This is a genomic window from Fulvivirga lutea, assembly GCF_017068455.1.
In the GTDB taxonomy this organism is placed as follows: Bacteria; Bacteroidota; Bacteroidia; order Cytophagales; family Cyclobacteriaceae; genus Fulvivirga; species Fulvivirga lutea.
The window spans coordinates 992281-1011920 of the sequence record NZ_CP070608.1 but is presented as its reverse complement, the minus strand read 5'-3'; the positions used below and the strand labels follow the sequence as shown (position 1 = coordinate 1011920).

Here is a 19640-nt window from a genome sequence, read left to right as displayed (position 1 = left end):
TCATAGTCTAACAAATCTAAAAATTATAGGATATCTTTGGCGCCCATGACGGAATTACTTCGGCAAAGCCTTGATTACTTTCTTTCAATAGACATCACCGAAGCACTTGGGCTTATCTTCGGTTTGCTATGTGTTTACTTTCTCATCAAGGAAAATGTCTTCACCTGGCCAACAGGTATAACTTACATACTCCTTTCACTTTACATTTTCTGGACACAGCAACTCTATGGCGATTTTATACTGCATATATTTTTTCTAATTCTGAATATATATGGCTGGTATTACTGGGTTTATGGAAAAAAAGATACTGAAGAAAAGGTGGTTGTGAGGTGGCTTTCATTAAGATGGAATGTTGTGTATTTGTTTCTCTCACTCATTGGAGTGTTGGCTTTTGGCTTATTCCTTTCTAACATTCACGTGCTATTCCCCAACCTTATCCCCGCTTCTGTACCTTATTGGGATGCCGCCACTACATCATTAAGTGTTACAGCCATGTGGCTGACTGCAAGGAAGAAAGTAGAAAATTGGATTTATTGGTTTGCGGTAGATATACTTGCAGCCGGTATCTATTTTTACAAGGGGATTTATTTTTACTCGTTACTTTACTTTGTATATATTGGATTGGCTGTAGCCGGATATTTGGAATGGAAGAAATTAGCAAAGCAAAAGATATCATAAAAGTTGCCCTGGTTGGTCCTGAATGTACTGGCAAAAGCACCTTATCATCATTGCTTGCAAAGTATTACAATACTGCCTGGGTGCCGGAATATGCCCGACAATATATTGATCGACTGGACAGGCCATATGAAGAGAAAGACCTTTTAAAAATCGCAAAGGGCCAAACTCAATTAGAGGATAAGTTTTCTGAACAGGCCAACAAAGTTCTTATTTGCGATACAGATCTTTCGGTAATAAAAATCTGGAGTGAACACAAATATGGTGCGTGCTATGATGAAATACTGCGTGAATACCATAGCAGAAAATATGATCTGCACATTTTAACCGGAATTGACATTCCTTGGGATGAAGACCCGCAGAGAGAAAATCCTCATCTACGAGAGTTCTTTTATGATACTTTTAAAAATGATCTCATTCAAAGAGGAGCTAACTTCATTGAAGTATCTGGCTCACATTATGAGCGCCAAAAGAAAGCCGTAAAAGCTATTGACGCACTTCTCAATAGTTAGCCAAGTACTGACTCTTCAACTGCTTCTTTTGTCTCCTCAGATTTTTTATCATCTTCCTCTTTCACAAAAAACTTCTTCTGAAATATTAGAATGATAACGACTCCAATAAAAATAGAAGAATCAGCTATGTTAAAAACGGGACTGAAGAACAGGAAGTAATCACCTCCAATACCTGGTATCCATTCTGGGTAGTACCCATCGAAAAGTGGGAAGAAAAGCATATCTATTACCTGTCCATGAAACCAAGGAGTGGGAGAGCCTGCTGGGGCATTGTCAAGTAAAACCCCATAGAATGTACTGTCAATCACATTGCCCACTGCACCTCCTAAGATTAAACCCATGCACCAAAGCAATCCGGTATGCGCCTGCTTTTTGTACAAATAATAGATGTAGTAACCAATACCCACCATGGCCACCAACCTGAACAGTGTGAGTAAAAGCTTTCCATACTCATGGCTGGATTTCAAACCAAAGGCCATGCCTGGATTCAGCAAATAGTGCAGTTTAAACCAATCGCCAATAACATCAATTTCACCTGCTGTGCCCATCATCATGTTATTATGCACAAGCATTTTAGATGCTTGATCAATGATGATCACTACTAACGCAACTAAGAAGTACTTTAAGATTTTTGGGTCTAGCTTCATTCTATGCTTCGATCTTTACTTTTATTTTATATTCGTCCATTTCCAACTCATTACCATCAGTCACAGAATCTTTAATAGCCAGTGATAGTGCCTGTGTTTCAGAACAGATATATTCTTTATTAGCTTCTAAGGCAGCATTTACCAACTCTTCATTTTTTTCTATGCTGATATTGATCTTATCCTGAACCTCAAGACCCATATCTTTTCTAAGATTCTGAACTCTGTTCACCAAATCTCTGGCAATACCTTCTTTACGCAAGTCATCATCGAGCGTAATGTCAAGAGCAACAGTTATTCTACCTTCAGTGGCTACAGACCAACCAGGGATATCCTGATAAGTTATTTCAACATCTTCTAATGTCAAATTGATTTTTTGATCAGATATTTCAATTTCAAATGCATTATTAGCTTCTAATTCAGAGATATCTTCAGCAGATAACTGATTAATCTTGCCGGCTATTTCTTTCATTTTAGGTCCATATTCCTGACCTAACTTTCTAAAATTAGGCTTCACATTTTTCACCAAAATTCCTGATTCATCATCTACAAATTCAATGGCCTTAATATTTACCTCCGAACGTATCAATTCCTCCACAGCACTCACCTGATTTTTGAATTCTGAGTTTAGTATCGGAACCAAAATCTTTGACAAAGGCTGTCTTACCTTAATCATGTGTTTTTTACGTAATGAGTGCACTAATGAAGAAACTGTTTGAGCTAAACTCATCTTACTTTCCAGTTCTTCATCAATTATTGACTCATCCGCTTTAGGAAAATCAGTAAGGTGAATTGATTCAGCTTTATCTAAACCTGTAACTGCGTTTAAATCCTGGTACAACTTATCCATATAAAATGGGGCAACTGGAGATGAAAGCTTAGCAATATTAGCTAAACATGTATATAGTGTTTGATAAGCAGATCTCTTATCCTCATTGTACTCACCTCTCCAGAATCGTTTTCTATTCAACCGCACATACCAGTTACTTAAATCATCGATAGTAAAATCCTGAATTAATCTGGCAGCTCTTGTTGGCTCATACTCCTCAAATGCTTGATCAACTTTTGAGATAAGCGTATTGAGTTTACTTAATATCCAGCGATCACTTTCTGTTCTTTTGCTAACTTCAATTTCTCCATCCTTATAGTTAAAACCATCAAGGTTTGCATATAAAGCAAAGAATGAATAGGTGTTGTGAAGTGTGCCGAAGAATCTTCTCTGAACTTCAGCGACCCCCTCAATATTAAATTTAAGGTTATCCCAAGGGTTGGCATTTGATATCATATACCATCTTGTAGCATCAGGCCCGTATTGTTCTAATGTTTTGAATGGATCTATTGCATTGCCCAATCTTTTAGACATTTTATTGCCATTCTTATCAAGCACTAGACCATTGGCTATTACATTTTTGAAAGCTACACTCTTATTAAGCATTACAGCGATTGCATGTAGCGTGAAGAACCAGCCTCGTGTTTGATCTACGCCCTCAGCAATAAAATCTGCCGGATAATTGGAATTAAATGTATCTTCATTTTCGAATGGATAATGCCATTGTGCATAAGGCATGGCCCCTGAATCAAACCAAACGTCTATCAAATCAGGCTCTCGGAACATTTTCTGACCAGAATCAGATACCAGCACAACATCATCAACAAACGGTCTGTGTAAATCGAAGTCGTCAGATATTGACTCTGACATAAACCCTGCTTTGATTGATTTTTCAACTTCTTCTTTCAACTCAGCTAGTGAGCCAATGCATTTTTGCTCTGTTTTATCTTCAGAAACCCATATCGGTAATGGCGTACCCCAAAATCTTGAACGAGATAAATTCCAATCTACCAAGTTTTCTAACCAGTTACCAAAACGCCCCGAACCAGTAGATTCTGGTTTCCAGTTGATTGTTTTGTTTAGAGCTACTAAATCATCCTTAACAGCCGTAGTTTTTATAAACCAAGAATCTAATGGATAATAAAGAACCGGCTTATCTGTTCTCCAACAATGAGGGTAGGAGTGCTCATATTTCTCTACTTTGAAGGCTTTATTATCTTCCTTGAGCTTTATTGCTATAAGTACATCTGTTGGTTTAAAGTCTGGATCTTTGCGAGTCTCATCATCGTAATACTCTTCTTTCACATACATGCCAGCAAAATCAGTAACCTCTTTCACAAATTTCCCTTGCTTATCTACTAAAGGCACATCGTTGCCTTGCTCATCTTTTACTAAGACAGCTGGTACTCCGTTTTGCTGCGCTACTCTAAAGTCATCCGCACCAAAAACAGAGGCTGTATGTACGATACCCGTACCATCTTCCGTAGTCACAAAGTCTCCAGGAATAACCCTGAAAGCATTCGCTTCTAAATTTTCATTGGTAACATAAGGCAGTAGTTGTTCATATCTTACTTCAGTGATTTCGCTTCCTTTAAAGCTTTGAACTACTTTATAAGGAATTAATTTATCACCAGGCTTATAGTCTGAAAGTTCAATGTTATCTGCCTTAGAATTGAAATGCTTACTCACCAAATCTTTCGCAAGAATAACCGACACTGGCTCATATGTATATGGATTGAAGGTCTTCACCTTTACATATTCGATTTTCTCTCCAACAGCCAATGCACAGTTAGATGGAAGCGTCCATGGTGTAGTAGTCCATGCAAGCATTCTCACATCTTCATCCTCTGATTCAAATAAGAACGCTGATCTGTCATTTTTCTTCACCTTAAATTGTGAAGTAACAGAAGTATCTTTTACATCTCTATAAGTGCCTGGTTGATTTAATTCGTGCGAACTTAGGCCAGTACCAGCAGCAGGAGAAAACGGCTGTACAGTATATCCTTTATAAATTAAGCCTTTATCATACAATTGCTTTAAGATGTGCCAAAGCGATTCCATGTAATCCTTCTCAAAGGTTACATAAGGGTCATCCAAATCAACCCAGTAGCCCATTTTCTCAGTGAGATCATCCCACTGATCTTTGAACTTCATTACAGTCTCCTTGCACTTCTTATTATAATCTTCTATTGAGATTTTCTTACCTATGTCTTCTTTGGTAATTCCGAGTTCTTTCTCTACTTGCAGCTCCACTGGCAAACCATGAGTATCCCAACCGCCTTTACGCTTTACCTGAAAACCTTTGAGTGTTTTATATCGGCAGAAAATATCCTTTACAGCACGTGCCATCACATGGTGAATACCAGGAGTACCATTAGCTGAAGGAGGCCCTTCATAAAATGTAAAAGTTGGATTTCCTTCTCGCGTAGAAATTGACTTATCAAATATTTTATTCGATTTCCAAAAGTCTAGTACTTCGTTTGCTACCTCAGCATAGTTGAGCCCTTTATACTCTTTATACTTCACCGCTACTTACCTTTATGTTTATGAATTATTTTCTTTGTTGTCCGAACTATCAGTATCGACAACTTTAATTAGGTCCAGATCAATCTCCTCATCTTCATCTTCCTGATAGAAGCCATCGTCATATTGTTCAATAAGAGGATGCACATCTTTTCTTCTTTTTCCTGAATCAAAGGTCATCAGTAAAGAAGGAAGCAATATTAAATTGGTGATCATGGCAATTAACAGTGTAATAGAAGTAAGAATTCCCAAAGCCACTGTTCCGCCAAAATCTGACCAAACAAAAATGATAAAACCAGCAAACAGGATAATAGAAGTATACATCATACTTGCTCCTGTTTCTTTTAAACTCTTACTTATGGCTAATGGCACAAAGAATTTATTGGCAAATAATTCCTGGCGGTACTTAGCTAAAAAGTGAATAGAATCATCTACTGAGATACCAAACACTATACTGAAAATTAATGCCGTACTTGGTTTTAATGGAATGCCTGCAAACCCCATAATTCCTGCTGTAATCATTAAAGGAATTACGTTAGGAATAAGTGAAATTACGATCATTCTAAAATTGGCAAATAGCATAGCCATGATTATGGCAATAATGATAAAGGCAAGGCAAAGGCTAAACCATAAATTTTTAATTAAGAATTTATTCCCCTTAATAAATAATGGCGTAGTCCCCGTCACGCTAATTTTCATATCCGTTCCGGCCGTTATTGAATCTATTTTAGGTTGAACAACTCCCTTTATCAAGGAATCCATTTTATGAGAACCTACATCGGCAATTTGCATGCTCATTCGCATTTTAGTGAGTGTAGAATCTACAAATGAATTGAACAATCCTGAACTATCTTCCTGATTACGCATGTAACGCAAAATGAAATTCTTTTCTCTATTACTTGGTAGGCTGTAGCGAGCCGGGTTATTGTTATAAAATGCCTGCTTTGAAGCTTTTACAAAGTTTACGACACTTACAGGGTTTGAAATATCCCTTTGATCACCCAAAAATTCCTCCAACTCTTCCAGTTTTTCAAGGTTATCCAGATCAATAACTCCTCGTCTTTTTTGAGTATCAACAATAACCTCCAATGGCATAATGCCACTAAAGTGTTTCTCAAAAAATCTAAGATCTTTCTTTATCTGACTCTTTGCCGGGATATCATCCACCATGTAGCTGATCGCCTCAATCTTATACATACCTATGGCTGAAATTACTACCAAGGCAACTGTAACAGAGTAGATTGCTATTCTATGTCTATGGACAAGGATGTCCATTTGAGTCAGCACATAATCAATCCCTCTAAATCTTAAATGCTTTAATTGCTTACCTCCCGGTGAAGGTAGCCATGAAAATACAGCAGGAATAAGGATGATGCTCACCAAGAAAGTAGCCATGATATTTATTCCGGCTACAATACCAAACTCTCGAAGAATGGTAATGTCTGTACTCATTAACACTAGAAAACCAACAGCAGTAGTAAAATTAGTAATCAGTGTTACTAGACCTATTTTACGAACTACGCGGCTAATAGCCATTACCTTATTGCCATGTTTCTCAAACTCCTGATGATATTTATTTAAGAGATATACACTGTTGGGTATACCAATGACGACAATGACAGGTGGAATTAATCCGGTAAGTATTGTGATTTTATATCCAAATAATGCCAGAGAGCCCATGACCCAAACCACTACGACTGCAATGATTGTCATTGGGAAAACAACTGCATCCCACGTTCTGAAAAATGCAAAGAGAATGATACCTGTAACTACTACCGATAGCAGAAGAAACATCTGCATTTCGTTCCTCACGTTACCTGCAACAACTGATCTGACAAATGGAAGACCCGCATAACGCAGCTCTATACCCGTAATTTCTTCAAATGCTGCTCCGTATTTTTGAATTTCCGCGGTAAGTTCTAATCGTTTCGGTGAGTTTAACACTTCACGATTAATGGAAACCAAAATAAGTGTAGCTCCATTTTCCTCATTAAGCAGCTGGCCGCTGTAAAATTTTTGGTCAAGCGCTACCTGTAACAGACTGTCAAATTCTTCTTTATTGGAGGCTATGTTATCTCCAAAAATTGGAACTATATCAAAACGCTTTTCAGCGGTATTTTTTTCTAGACGTTTAATGAGTGGTAAGCTCAAAACACTATTAACGCCTTCAATGCCATTTAGCTGCTTACTCAGCTCGTTGAATTTCTTGAAATTGTCTAACTCATAGACAGCACTATCGAGTACTCCTAGTGCAACTAAATTTCCATCCTCCCCGAACAGTTCTTTGAACTTCTGAAATTCAACCATATCCGGATCGTCAGCTGGCACGGTTTTCATAAAGTCATAGCTCATCTCCACATTACGAGCATGATAGCCCATAAACGCAGTGATTAGTACTAGTATCGAGACCAGTAATAACCTTTGTTTAATGATAATATGACTCAGCTTAGTCCACATAGCAAAAATGAAGGCACAAAGGTAATGATTTTACCCTGAAATGAGCATAAACTTTAGGTAACCTACTTTATGCCAATTAAAGGTTACTTAAAGTTTATGAGAATTCCATGTAACAGGTAAGAAACTCACCCTACACATGAATCTATAATTTAAAAAAATCCTAATCAGGCATTGGGCAGTGAGATACCTTTGATCTTCCTGAACATCGATATGGCATGCCTGTCAGTAAGTCCAGAAACAAAGTCGACACAACACAAAAGCTGGTTATAAACATTGTCCTGATTAAGGCTTAAATCGAGCTGTACTTCTGGTGGAAGCAATCGCTCTATAGCTTTATCTTTCTTGGTTTTAGAAGTTTTTTCTTTGTTTACAATAGCTTCAGTAAACACCTCTAACAAACCTGGCAATACCTCAAATCCGGCAGCCTCCGTTTCCATTACATTCCTGGAGCGGTATATCTTTTGAACTGAAATTGAAATAACTTCTTCAAGCACTGAGCTGCTCGGTACACTATCGGTTAAAGAAATATCATATTCACCCTTCATCAAAGCTTGCTCATTATCCAAGAAAAGTTCCGAGCATTCGCTAATCAACTGACCAACGGCCATCGCCCTTAATATTCCAATGCGTTCATCTTTGGTGTCGATGCGCTCCAACTTTTCTTTATTGAATTTATCTTTTAGAATGCTGGCCATCAGTTCAACGGTTTGCTCGTAAGAAACTAACCCTAACCTACAGCCATCCTCCAAATCGATGAGATGATAGCAAACATCATCGGCTGCCTCCACAAGAAAAGCTAAAGGGTGCCTTGTCCAAGTAAATTCACCTAACGGTTTCAATCCTGTTTGCTCTGCAATTGACTTAAATGTTTCTTTCTCCGATTGAAAAAACCCATATTTCTTCTGGCTGCGTCTTGATTTGTCCTGATTCTCAATAATCGACTGGCGCGGATACTTGCTAAATGCTGCTAATGTAGCATAAGTTAGCTGAATGCCCTGATAACGTGATTTATTTAATATTCTGAACCCTTGAGCATTGCCTTCAAAATTAGTTAGATCCGCCCATTCCAATTTCGAAACCTGGCTTTCATATTTTTTGCCTGGTCCGGATTTAAAAAACTCAGAAATGGCATCTTCGCCAGAGTGCCCAAAAGGCGGGTTGCCTATATCATGGGTTAATGAAGCTGCAGCTACAATAGCACCAAAATCGTGAGCAGAGTATTGTTCTGAAAGAGACTTATTCCTTTCCAGTACAATTTCACCTACGCGCTTGCCTAAAGACCTTCCAACGCTTGAAACTTCTAGACTATGCGTAAGTCGGGTATGTACAAAATCATGTTCCGGTAATGGATGAACCTGGGTTTTATCCTGAAGTCTTCTAAAGGGATACGAAAAAACGATTCTATCAAAATCCTGCTCAAAGGCACTTCTTCCTTGTTCGTGTTGTGCTTTTTTATCGGCACTTCTCTGACTTGACAGAAGTTCGTTCCAGTTCATTCTTTTATCGATTAATGGAGGTCAAATTTATACAATTTCAAAGGATCTTGATTAAGGAGAGTTTTGAGCGTTTCGTAGAGGTCTGGATGTTCCCGCTTTAGCTCTTGAGGCTGTTCAAAAAAATATTCCAGAGTAACTGCAAAAAACTCATATTCGTTAGTTCCGGCATAGGCACGTAGAAGGTGATCATTCCCTGCTCTAATGTTTGCCATCTCTCGCCTTGTGATTTTATCGAGTGCAAAAAGAGCCTCTCTGTTCAGAAATTCAAACTCTTCATTTTTAATCCGATTCTCGAAATGAATAGCATGTGCCATTTCATGGATGCCTAAGTTGTAAGAATCTTTCAAATCACCATAACCCTGTACAAATGCCTTCCATGATAGGACTATGATGCCGGCTCTTGGGTTTACTTCACCTAAGTGATACCTCTTATTGATATGAGAGTAATACTCATCAGGATAAATTAAAATTTTGTCAAAATGCGCAAGATAAACTTCTGGCAATTTAAATGTTAGCTGAATAGCTGATGCTGATATCAACACACGCATTTCATCAGTAACAACGGGAATACCTCTTGGAATAAACCGTTTGGAGTACATAAACCTTCTGAGCTTGCGCTCAAACTCTACTTTATCTTGCGAAGATAATAGCTTATAGTAGGCACAATACTTATGTAATATGGCTCTATATTTTGGATAAAGCGGCCGTCTTACCTTCAGTTGGTAATTTACCTCATTATAAAAGAAAATATAGAAGTCGTTACTTACAGACCATACCCCATAGCCGATGACAAACAGTGGTATGCCCACATAAATAGCAGCAACTATGTATTCCAATTAAAGCTGTTTAAGTAGGCTGGTAATAGAAACTAGTTCTGAAACACGGCCTGTCAATTCACTTACTTTTATCCTCTCTTGTTCAGAAGTATCTCTGTGCCTTAAAGTAACGGTGTTGTCTTCCAGCGTTTGATGATCGATTGTGATACAATAAGGAGTGCCAATAGCATCCTGTCTTCTGTATCTTTTACCAATGGCATCTTTTTCGTCATACTGACAGTTGAAATCAAACTTTAAGGAATCCATTATCTCTCTTCCCTTTTCAGGTAAACCATCTTTCTTCAGTAATGGAAGTACTGCCACTTTGTATGGTGCCAAAGCTGCAGGAATTTTAAGTACAGTTCTTTCGCTGCCATCTTCCAAAGTTTCTTCTTTATATGCTGCCGTTAAAACTGCCAGGAACATTCTATCCAAACCGATAGAAGTTTCAATGACATAAGGCACATAGCTTTTATTTTCTTGCGGATCGAAGAATTGTAGTTTTTTACCTGAATGCTCTTCATGTGCTTTCAGGTCAAAGTCCGTTCTACTATGAATACCTTCTAATTCTTTGAAGCCCATTGGGAAGTTAAATTCAATGTCACAGGCGGCATTGGCATAGTGTGCCAAGTTCAAATGATCATGGAAACGATAATTATCCTCACCTAGGCCAAGTATTTTATGCCATTTGATACGAGTTTCTTTCCAATGCTCATACCATTGCATTTCATCTCCTGGCTTTACAAAAAATTGCATTTCCATTTGTTCAAATTCACGCATTCTGAAAATGAACTGTCTGGCAATAATTTCATTTCTAAAGGCTTTACCTATTTGTGCTATTCCAAAAGGAATCTTCATTCTTCCCGTTTTTTGAACGTTTAGGAAGTTTACAAATATCCCCTGAGCGGTCTCAGGCCTTAAATATATTTTACTGGCGCCATCGGCTAATGAACCCAATTCTGTAGAGAACATGAGGTTAAACTGTCTAACATCCGTCCATTTTTTAGAACCGGAAACAGGGTCCGCTATTCCAAGCTCTTCAATAAGTGCTTTTAGATCATTCAATTTTTCTGACTCCAATGCCGCCTTCATTCTGGCATTGATATCATCTATTTGCTTTTGATAGTCAAGCACTCTGCCATTGGTAGCCAGGTACTGATCCTTATCAAATGCATCGCCAAAGCGTTTGGCGGCCTTGTCAACTTCTTTATCAATTTTTGCTTCAATTTTTGCAATGTGCTCTTCCAATAACACATCGGCTCGATAACGCTTTTTCGAATCTTTGTTATCGATCATTGGGTCATTAAATGCATCAACATGACCGGAAGCCTTCCAAGTGGTAGGATGCATAAATATGGATGCATCTAAGCCTACAATGTTTTCGTTCATCTGAACCATTGCCTTCCACCAAAATGACTTGATATTATTTCTTAATTCTACACCATTTTGACCGTAATCATAGGCAGCTGCCAACCCATCATAAATTTCACTTGAAGGAAAAACAAACCCATACTCCTTGGCATGAGCTATGATCTTTTTTAACAAATTATCGTCCTGTTGTGCCATAGCGCGCAAAGATATAAAAATGAATAGATAAGGATGGGATTTAGTTTCTTATACTTTATGAACAGGCAAATTGACAAAAAAGCAAGAACCTTTTCCTACTTCTGACTTAAGGCCTATGGTTCCGTTTAACTTGGCAACCATCTCTTTGGCAATGTACAAACCAAGGCCTGACCCTTCCGATTTTTCGCTTGCCCTGAAAAACATGTTGAAGATTTTATCCTGCAATTCATCATCAATGCCGAGGCCATTGTCCTCCACTTTCACGGTAATTGAATGATTATGATCTTCAGCTATCACTTTTATAACCTGAGAATCTTTAGACCAATCGTGGTATTTTATAGCATTAGCAAGAAGGTTGTTCAATATTATTTTTAAACGCCCTTTATCTGTTTTGATAGTAAAATCATCATCTATCTGAATGTCAAAATGAATTTGCTCGCTACGGTCAAAAAATTGCAACCCTTCAATAAGTTCGGAAATTAGGTCACGTAAATTCACTTTTTCCAAAGCAATGTCTAATCTGGAATTTCTGGAGTAATCTATAATCTCAGCAATAAAACCATTGAGGGTTTGTACCCTATTTTCAATCATTCGTAAACACTCTGTCATTTCTACCTCATCCTTAGATTTAATTGCCACATTAACTAACCCTTGAATAGAGCTTAATGGAGCCTTTAAATCATGCGATGTGCTGTAAACAAATCGATCTAGCTCTTCATTGGTTTTTTCTAGGAGAGTATTTTGTTCTTCTAATTGTTTAAATGCCTTTTTCAGATCGTCTACTTCCACGATGGTTCCTACCATGCGCACTGCCCGGCCTTTTTCGTTCCACTCTGCCTGGCCGGTATCCAAAACCCATACATAAGAACCATCGTTTCTTTTAAATCTCATTTCCGCATGAAACGGCTTCTGCTCATTTAAATGTTCAGCTAATTTCAGATCGAATTGCTTTAAATCGTCAGGGTGAATAACTCTTCTAATTTGATCAAAATCTATGTTTGCATATTTGACATCAGGATAATCGAGTAATGTCATTAATTGAGGGCTGATAAAAATACGATCGTTGACAATATCCCAATCCCATATTCCTGCACTTGAACCCTTAATAGCTAGTTCAAATCGCTTTTTATTTGATTTTAATTCTTCGGTTGTTTCAATTAAATCTGATTCGGCTAGTGTATTAAGGTTTAGTAGAAATATTATAATAACAATGGCGGTTGTTGATGCCACCGTAAAATTTATTACGAAGTTTAGTTGTGCTTCTTCTGCTGTAAAGTCGGTTTTAGGTAAAAAATCAAATTCGACAAAATAAGCAATGAAGAATAGCAAAAGTGAAAATAGAGAAAGTGCTATTGCATATTTTTTCCCTTCAAAACCAAATAAGGCAAAAGAACCGAGCATGCAACTAATAAAAAACATGAACGATCCTGTACCTTGAAATTCTCTCTCAAAAGTGATAAATACGACCACATTTGCACCCACCATCAAGAAATTTTTGGCAATTTTTGTTCGACCCGCTCTGTTAATAAGTAAAGAACCTACACCAATCGTAGCTAATAAAATGTATTCAGGAACGGAAGAAGTTGATCCTAAAATAGCGTCAACAACAAAATAAAATATGCTTAGTAATATGCATATAAGACTTAACTGACCAGTAAGAATTGCACGTTTTTCTTCTGATATTGAATCAAATTCAGTATTGTTTCCTAAGTATAATTTTTTGTAAAACGGGCTCTTAAGCAAAACGTAACTTTAATTATAATTATTAAAACTATAATTAAATTAGTTAAAAAGCACATTCAATTTAATTTGAACTATCAAAAAGAAGGGTCATTTTTTTCAAACTCTCATTGGAACCAACCATTGTTACCCAATCGCCCTTACGTAAACGCGTGTAGCCGTGCGAAATAATCATTTGCCCCTTTCTCCTTATCGATAGTATAATTATATCAGAAGGCAGTCTCAGGTCTCGTAAAGGTATACCGAACAGATCTTTATTAAGAACCTGCAGATCCAGCGTATCCTGACCTTCCTGCATACCAAGAAGTAACGATGTGGCTTGTGGTGATCTCACGAAATGATCCATAAGACTTACCATGGCTGTCGAAGGATCTACAATAAGTGCACCCAGCTTATGAAATTTGTCGAAGTTATATCTTTGATTGAGCCTCACGACAACATCTTTGGTGCCGATATTCTCATAGATCATTTCACACAACCTCAGGTTTTCTTCATCAGTAAGCATCAGTACAATTGCCTCAGATTTTTTAGCATCCAGGCTTTTAAGTGCCTCCAGGTCTAACCTTTCCACCACTCGTATATCTACATCAGGAAATTCATCGCTATTTAAATCTTGCTTTCTAGTAGCTAGTTTAACCTCCCATCCATGGCTTTTTAACTGCCTGGCCAGTGCAACAGATTGACTCTCAAAACCAATGACAATTGCATCTCTAATTCCATCAAAAGTAGGAATGGTAGCCCGCTCATGATTTTCACCCACTTTGGTAATGGCCCATTTAAACAAGGGTGGCCCAATAAGTTGATTCATAATTATTACTGAGATGGCCAATGTTGCGAATTCTTGTCCCCATTCTGGAAAAGTATCGATCACCGTTGTTACTAATCCAAGACCAACGCCTGCTTGCGTTAAGAAAGCCATCCAATAGACCGAAGTTCTCTTAGGTGGTTCTTTACTAATTCTGGCACCTATGCCCGTACCAACAAAAAGTAATACTGCATTAAGTGCCAAAAGTATGAGTGCTGAAGGTAAGACTTCATAAATCAACTGAATGTTGAGCATCGCACCTACAGCTGTAAAAAAAGCACAATAAATATAAGGGCCAATGTCATGGATAATCTTAATAAATTCTTGCCTATAGCGCGTAAAGTTGGTGATTCGATAGCCAGCTACAACACACATTAAAAGTGGTTCTAAATGAAGTGACACAGACCAAATTTGCTCTGGGAGGTAGGATAGAAAGTCGCTAACACTAAAAATGATGAACCCCAGCACTAGGAGCAATATGCCTTTAACAGGCAATTTGAGTTGCGCAGCCAATAATAGGCTTAATAAAAAGGCAAAACCTAGGCCCAATACTATTGAACCTGCAATTTCAAAAAGGATTTTAACTAACGAAATAATATTTACATCGGCACCTTCATAAAGGGCAATACCAAATGAGAGAACCATTGCGAATAATATAATGACCAGAAAGTCCAACAGCACTGTTGTGCCCATTACGGAACTGGTATATGAACCCTTAGCTCGCATTTCATTAATTACAGGAATAACTGACGAGGGTGAGCGAGCACAAAATATGGCACTGATTAGCATGGCAATGACCAGCCTGTTGGGCCAGGGTAAGTTGGCGGAAAAAGGTACGAGCTCTTCTATGAAGAAGATGGAAATCACCAAAAGTGTAAAGGTGATACCTAATTGCCCTATTGTAAGCCACTTAATATTGTTAAGCCTACTTCGTAAGTTTTTAATATACAGTTCAGAAGCCGCAGCAAATGCAATAAATGAAAGCGCTATTTCATTTATTATTTTTAGCTGAACAACAGAGCCTGATGGTATTAATCCCAAAACAAATGGCCCGGAAAGCACCCCTACTACCAAAAACCCTGTAATGATTGGCAGTCTTATATTTTGAAAATAGCGCGCTATCTGATTGGCAGCAATTGCTACAATTGAAAAAGCTAGTAGTACGCCAATCGAATTAAGAATTGCCATAAGCACAATTTTGGAATTTGAAAAATAACCAATGTTTAGAACAAAAACTTAGGTATTATTTTAAAGTTTATCGACTTGCTGAAATTTAATAAGGAATGAAGGCAACTTAATTCTAGAAAAATAAGTGTTTACAACATTTACATATCCTGCTGAATTATATAATGCTCTGTGGTTTGGTGTATGACATTTCAGCCAGCACCATTCTTATTTCCCCGTAGCTAAAGGCATCTCCCAATTCCTCCTTTATCGGCTTTAATCCAACGCCAGCATTCTTCTCAATGGCTTGTTGAATAATGGTTATAGTTTCATGGTCGAGAATATCCTGTGCTTTCAATTTGCCATGACGAATAAGCATATCGAAATGAGATTCTATGGTGCCTGGAGCAAGACTTCTTACTTTTGCTATTGCATTGATATCCTTACCTTCTTGAAAAAATTCGAATGTTTTTAAATAAGTATCACCGAGTGTGGTAGCAGACGTTTTTCTTGGTTTAGGTTTGGCCGCTGGCACATTAGAGGATAATTGATGTTTACTGCAGTAGGACTTTATTTCTTGTAAAATTGGTTCGCCATACCGTTGTACTTTTATCTCACCAAAACCACTTATGCGAGACAATTCCTCTGAAGACTGTGGCAAAAACGTGGCTAATTCTCTTAAAGATACATCTGAAAATACAACAAAAGCCGGAACAGCCTCACTATCAGCCATTTGCCTTCTTACATCTTTTAAGTTTTTAATCAACTCTTGATGTATTTCGGCCGGCTGTTGATCTATAAATGTCATGTTTTCATCCACAGCCTTAGGTAGATTCACTCTGGTTAATCCTTGAAGAACTTCAACGCTTTTATCGGTAAGTTGCAACACCGGATACTGACCTTTAGACCTACCTAAATAATCCAAATGAACCAATTCATTGATATAGTGTCGCCATTCGTCTTTGGATAAATCTGCACCAACACCAAATGTCTTCAATTGCTTATGCTCTTCCCGCATTTTTACAGATTTTGATCCTTTCAAAAAGTCGATCACATAATTTACCCCAAAACGCTGATCCAATCTACTTACAGCTGATAGCACTTTTTGAGAAAGCTCAGTAGCATCAATTTCTTCAAAACTACTTAGGCAGTTATCGCAATTACCACAATGAGCCTCTGCCTTTTCACCAAAATACTCCAATAAAAACCTTCTTCTACACGATTTCAAACTTCCGAAATTGGCCATTTGCCTTAGTTTATCCACCATCACCGCTGATTGCTCGGGGTTATCATCCACCTCTACTAATTTCTGCATTGAAAAAAAGTCGCTATAGGAATAAAACATGAGTGCGGTACTTGGTAAACCATCCCTACCTGCCCGGCCTGTTTCCTGATAGTATCCTTCAATATTTTTGGGCAAATCCATGTGTACGACATACCTAACATTGGATTTGTCGATACCCATTCCAAAGGCGATGGTGGCTACGATTATTTTTACTTCATCTTTGAGAAATTCCTCCTGGTGCTGATTTCTAATACTACGATCCAGACCTGCATGATAGGGCTTGGCTATCAATCCATCTCCCATAAGGCGCTCCGCTAACTCCTCTGTATCTTTTCTTCGTAGGGTATATATGATGCCGCATTCATCTTTATTCTTCTCCAAAAATTCTATCAGCTGAGCATAGCTATTGCTTTTGGGCCTCACTAGGTATTGAATATTCGGACGATTAAAACCAGTGACAAAAACGTTTGGATTAGGCAATTCCAGTTTAGCAATGATATCTTTTCTGGTAAGATCATCAGCCGTGGCAGTGAGTGCAATAATGGGTACTCGTGCCATTGATTTTTTAATTTTCGCCAAAAGCAAATATTCCGGTCGGAAGTCATGGCCCCAGGAAGATATGCAATGCGCTTCATCGACAGCAATGAGCGAAATAGTCAAATTTTGTATAAAAGTGATGAACTGTTCTTCTCTGCCCAACAACCTTTCAGGTGCCAGGTAAAGTAACTTTAATTCACCCGTTCGCATCAATGATAGTATTTGATTTTGCTCTTCCTGGGTTTGGGTAGAATTGAGGTACGCTGCAGCAACCCCGTGCAATCGCAGTGCATCTACCTGATCTTTCATCAAAGCAATTAGGGGTGAAATGACTATGGCAGTACCTTCTTTTGCCAAAGCCGGCACTTGATAGCATAGTGACTTGCCTCCGCCAGTAGGCATTAATACAACTGTATCATTATTATCTAAAACGCTATTGATGATTTCCTCCTGATGAGGTCTGAAGGTATTGTAGCCAAATGTCTTGGATAGAATTTCTAAAGGCTTTTTCATTTTTGGTTTGAGGTTATTTGGTTGTAATAATTTTGGACGTCATTTCGTAGTAAAACGGAGAAATCTTAGCCAATATGAAGATCAGGGTTTACTTGCTTTGAGCCAAAGATGTCTTCACTTTGTTACGACATGACCAACTACTATTTGTGTCATTTCGCAGTGAAATGGAGAAATCTTTACCATCAGCCCAAATAACAGTTGACTTACTTTGGGGCAAAGATTTCTCCGCTACGTTACGAAATGACCTCTGCATAATGGATTAATTTCCTTTGCCTCCCAGCATTAATAGTTCATTCATATTTATTTCGGTGATGTATCGCTTTTCACCTGAGTTGGTTTCATACGAGCGATGAATGAGTTTACCAGAGATGGCAATTTCCTGACCCTTCTTTACGTAGTCACCTATAATCTGCGCTTGCTTACCCCATGCTACTATGTTGTGCCATTGTGTGTCTTCTACTTTCTCGCCATTCGCATTGCGGTAGCTTTCAGAAGTTGCTAAAGAAAACGTAGCCAGTGTTTTACCGCTAGTTAGTTCTTTTACTTCTGGGTCTTTGCCAAGTCTTCCGATTAATTGCACGTTGTTTCTTAAATTGTTCATGATAATAAAGTTTAAATTGTAACACATTTTTCATTCGCTAGTCGGTATTTCCGATTCGCTGAAGCAAAGTAAGTGAGACGTGCAACCCTGAGTCGGGTAATAAATATTTGTATTCGTTTAAATTACATTTGTAAACGTTTGTTGTCGGATAACTTGTTGATTATATGTTTCTTATAATTTTTATTAGTCTCTGAAAGTTTTTTGAGATTTTCATAATCATTTACTTAAGTCTGCCATATGTCAATTTTCTCCAAAGCCATTCCATAGGGCCATATCGATAATATTTGAGCCACACCTTGCTATAAAGCATCTGAAAAAGAATGATGCCTACAGTGATCAAATAGATATAAGTCAGGCCCATTTTACCTCCAAGTGCAAAAGCAATACAATAAAATAAGCCAATGCAAATGATGGTTTGCATAAGATAATTCGTCAATGCCATTTTACCCATAGGCGCAAACCACATGAGCCATTTATGTCCATTGAAATAAGCGATCGTCAGCCCGCCCATTATCGCTAAACCAAGTGAGAACCCTCCAACAATTTGAAATACTGAATCTAACAATCCGAGCGGTTCTGGCAGCTGTATTCCATCATTGTAAAAATATACATAAGCAAGATTGGAAGGTATTCCCATCAAAAACCCGTAAATGGTGATCTTCTTGATTATCAGTCTGTCTGCCTCCAAATAAAGAGCGAATTGCCTCCTTCCGATGTAATATCCCAGTAAAAAGAGCGACAATATTTTAAAAAATCGGTTGCTGTTTATTAGGTCTGAAAAACGAAATAGCGGTCCGGGTACATTCCATTTCCAGAATTCTTGCCATCCGTGGGCTGAATTAAACAAATAGGTACGCCAGCTTTCGTCTTCAGGGATGCCATTTCTTGAATCAATCATAAGGCCAATATTTTCCAGCCATTGACCAGGCATGAATCCGGTTATAGCCACAAATACGTGAATAACTATCGCTAAAACTAACAGACTCACAGAAACAATGAGCAAGTTTCTATCTGTGTAATTGGCAAATAAGGGTAGCAAAAAGCCCATGAGCGCATAGACAAGTAGAATATCTCCGGCCCATAAAAATTGAAGGTGTATGTAGCCAATTAGTGCTAAAATCAATAGCCTACGATAAAAAAGAGCTTTCCAATTGCTTGTTTTACTCTTCAACCTCATCATAATAATGGAGAAACCAATACCGAATAGAATAGAAAAAATGGCATAGAACTTCCCTTCAAAAAACATCCTAGCTAGGTTGAGAAGATGCTGATCAATCCGATATGTACTAAACGAACTCTTCGTTGCATCTGAGGCAAAATCATACCCACTGAAATTGATGATATTCATTATCAAAATACCAAAAAGTGCAAAACCTCGGAGGATATCTAGAATTTCGATTCGATCTGCTTCTGCAATTGGAGCAGCCACTTTATTTTGGACGGAGGTCATTATAGTTTAAAGCTAGCGCATTGAAATT

General features: G+C 38.0%; 13 protein-coding genes. 2 read left to right on the top strand and 11 right to left on the bottom strand.

Going from position 1 to position 19640, the window contains the following annotated elements:
* Positions 1-45 precede the first annotated feature (45 nt).
* Positions 46-678 (top strand): nicotinamide riboside transporter PnuC, encoded by a 633-nt coding sequence (gene pnuC / locus JR347_RS04685; RefSeq protein ID WP_205722891.1) that lies wholly within the window; start codon positions 46-48, stop codon positions 676-678.
* Complete coding sequence (locus JR347_RS04680; RefSeq protein WP_205722890.1) at positions 645-1187, top strand: AAA family ATPase; 543 nt, start codon at positions 645-647, stop codon at positions 1185-1187. Before pnuC ends, JR347_RS04680 begins: the two co-directional genes overlap by 34 nt.
* Here JR347_RS04680 and JR347_RS04675 read toward each other — a convergent pair.
* The 11 genes from JR347_RS04675 to JR347_RS04625 form a co-directional block, all read right to left on the bottom strand.
* Complete coding sequence (locus JR347_RS04675; RefSeq protein WP_205722889.1) at positions 1184-1834, bottom strand: lipoprotein signal peptidase; 651 nt, start codon at positions 1832-1834, stop codon at positions 1184-1186. The two genes, JR347_RS04680 and JR347_RS04675, sit on opposite strands and share 4 nt — an antisense overlap.
* A 1-nt stretch (position 1835) precedes the next feature.
* Positions 1836-5186, bottom strand: coding sequence for an isoleucine--tRNA ligase (gene ileS, locus JR347_RS04670; protein WP_205722888.1), 3351 nt, complete (start codon positions 5184-5186; stop codon positions 1836-1838).
* An 18-nt stretch (positions 5187-5204) separates the two neighbouring features.
* The gene (locus tag JR347_RS04665) at positions 5205-7640 is read right to left on the bottom strand and encodes an efflux RND transporter permease subunit (protein WP_205722887.1); all 2436 of its coding nucleotides are present in this window, start codon (positions 7638-7640) and stop codon (positions 5205-5207) included.
* A 164-nt stretch (positions 7641-7804) separates the two neighbouring features.
* Complete coding sequence (locus JR347_RS04660) at positions 7805-9136, bottom strand: deoxyguanosinetriphosphate triphosphohydrolase (RefSeq protein ID WP_205722886.1); 1332 nt, start codon at positions 9134-9136, stop codon at positions 7805-7807.
* Positions 9137-9147: 11 nt separating this feature from the next.
* Complete coding sequence (locus tag JR347_RS04655) at positions 9148-9972, bottom strand: zinc-dependent peptidase (protein ID WP_235689758.1); 825 nt, start codon at positions 9970-9972, stop codon at positions 9148-9150.
* Complete coding sequence (locus JR347_RS04650; RefSeq protein WP_205722885.1) at positions 9973-11517, bottom strand: glycine--tRNA ligase; 1545 nt, start codon at positions 11515-11517, stop codon at positions 9973-9975.
* A gap of 48 nt (positions 11518-11565) precedes the next feature.
* Positions 11566-13260 (bottom strand): sensor histidine kinase, encoded by a 1695-nt coding sequence (locus tag JR347_RS04645; protein WP_205722884.1) that lies wholly within the window; start codon positions 13258-13260, stop codon positions 11566-11568.
* Positions 13261-13321: 61 nt separating this feature from the next.
* Complete coding sequence (locus JR347_RS04640; RefSeq protein ID WP_205722883.1) at positions 13322-15250, bottom strand: monovalent cation:proton antiporter family protein; 1929 nt, start codon at positions 15248-15250, stop codon at positions 13322-13324.
* Between the two features lie 154 nt (positions 15251-15404).
* On the bottom strand, positions 15405-17561 hold the full coding sequence (recQ, locus tag JR347_RS04635) for a DNA helicase RecQ (RefSeq protein WP_205722882.1): 2157 nt from the start codon (positions 17559-17561) through the stop codon (positions 15405-15407).
* 259 nt (positions 17562-17820) lie between these two features.
* Positions 17821-18162 (bottom strand): single-stranded DNA-binding protein, encoded by a 342-nt coding sequence (locus JR347_RS04630; protein ID WP_205722881.1) that lies wholly within the window; start codon positions 18160-18162, stop codon positions 17821-17823.
* A 220-nt stretch (positions 18163-18382) separates the two neighbouring features.
* Positions 18383-19612 carry a DUF418 domain-containing protein gene (locus JR347_RS04625; protein WP_205722880.1) on the bottom strand — a complete coding sequence of 410 codons (1230 nt, stop codon included), beginning with the start codon at positions 19610-19612 and terminating at the stop codon, positions 18383-18385.
* Between the last annotated feature and the right edge of the window lie 28 nt (positions 19613-19640).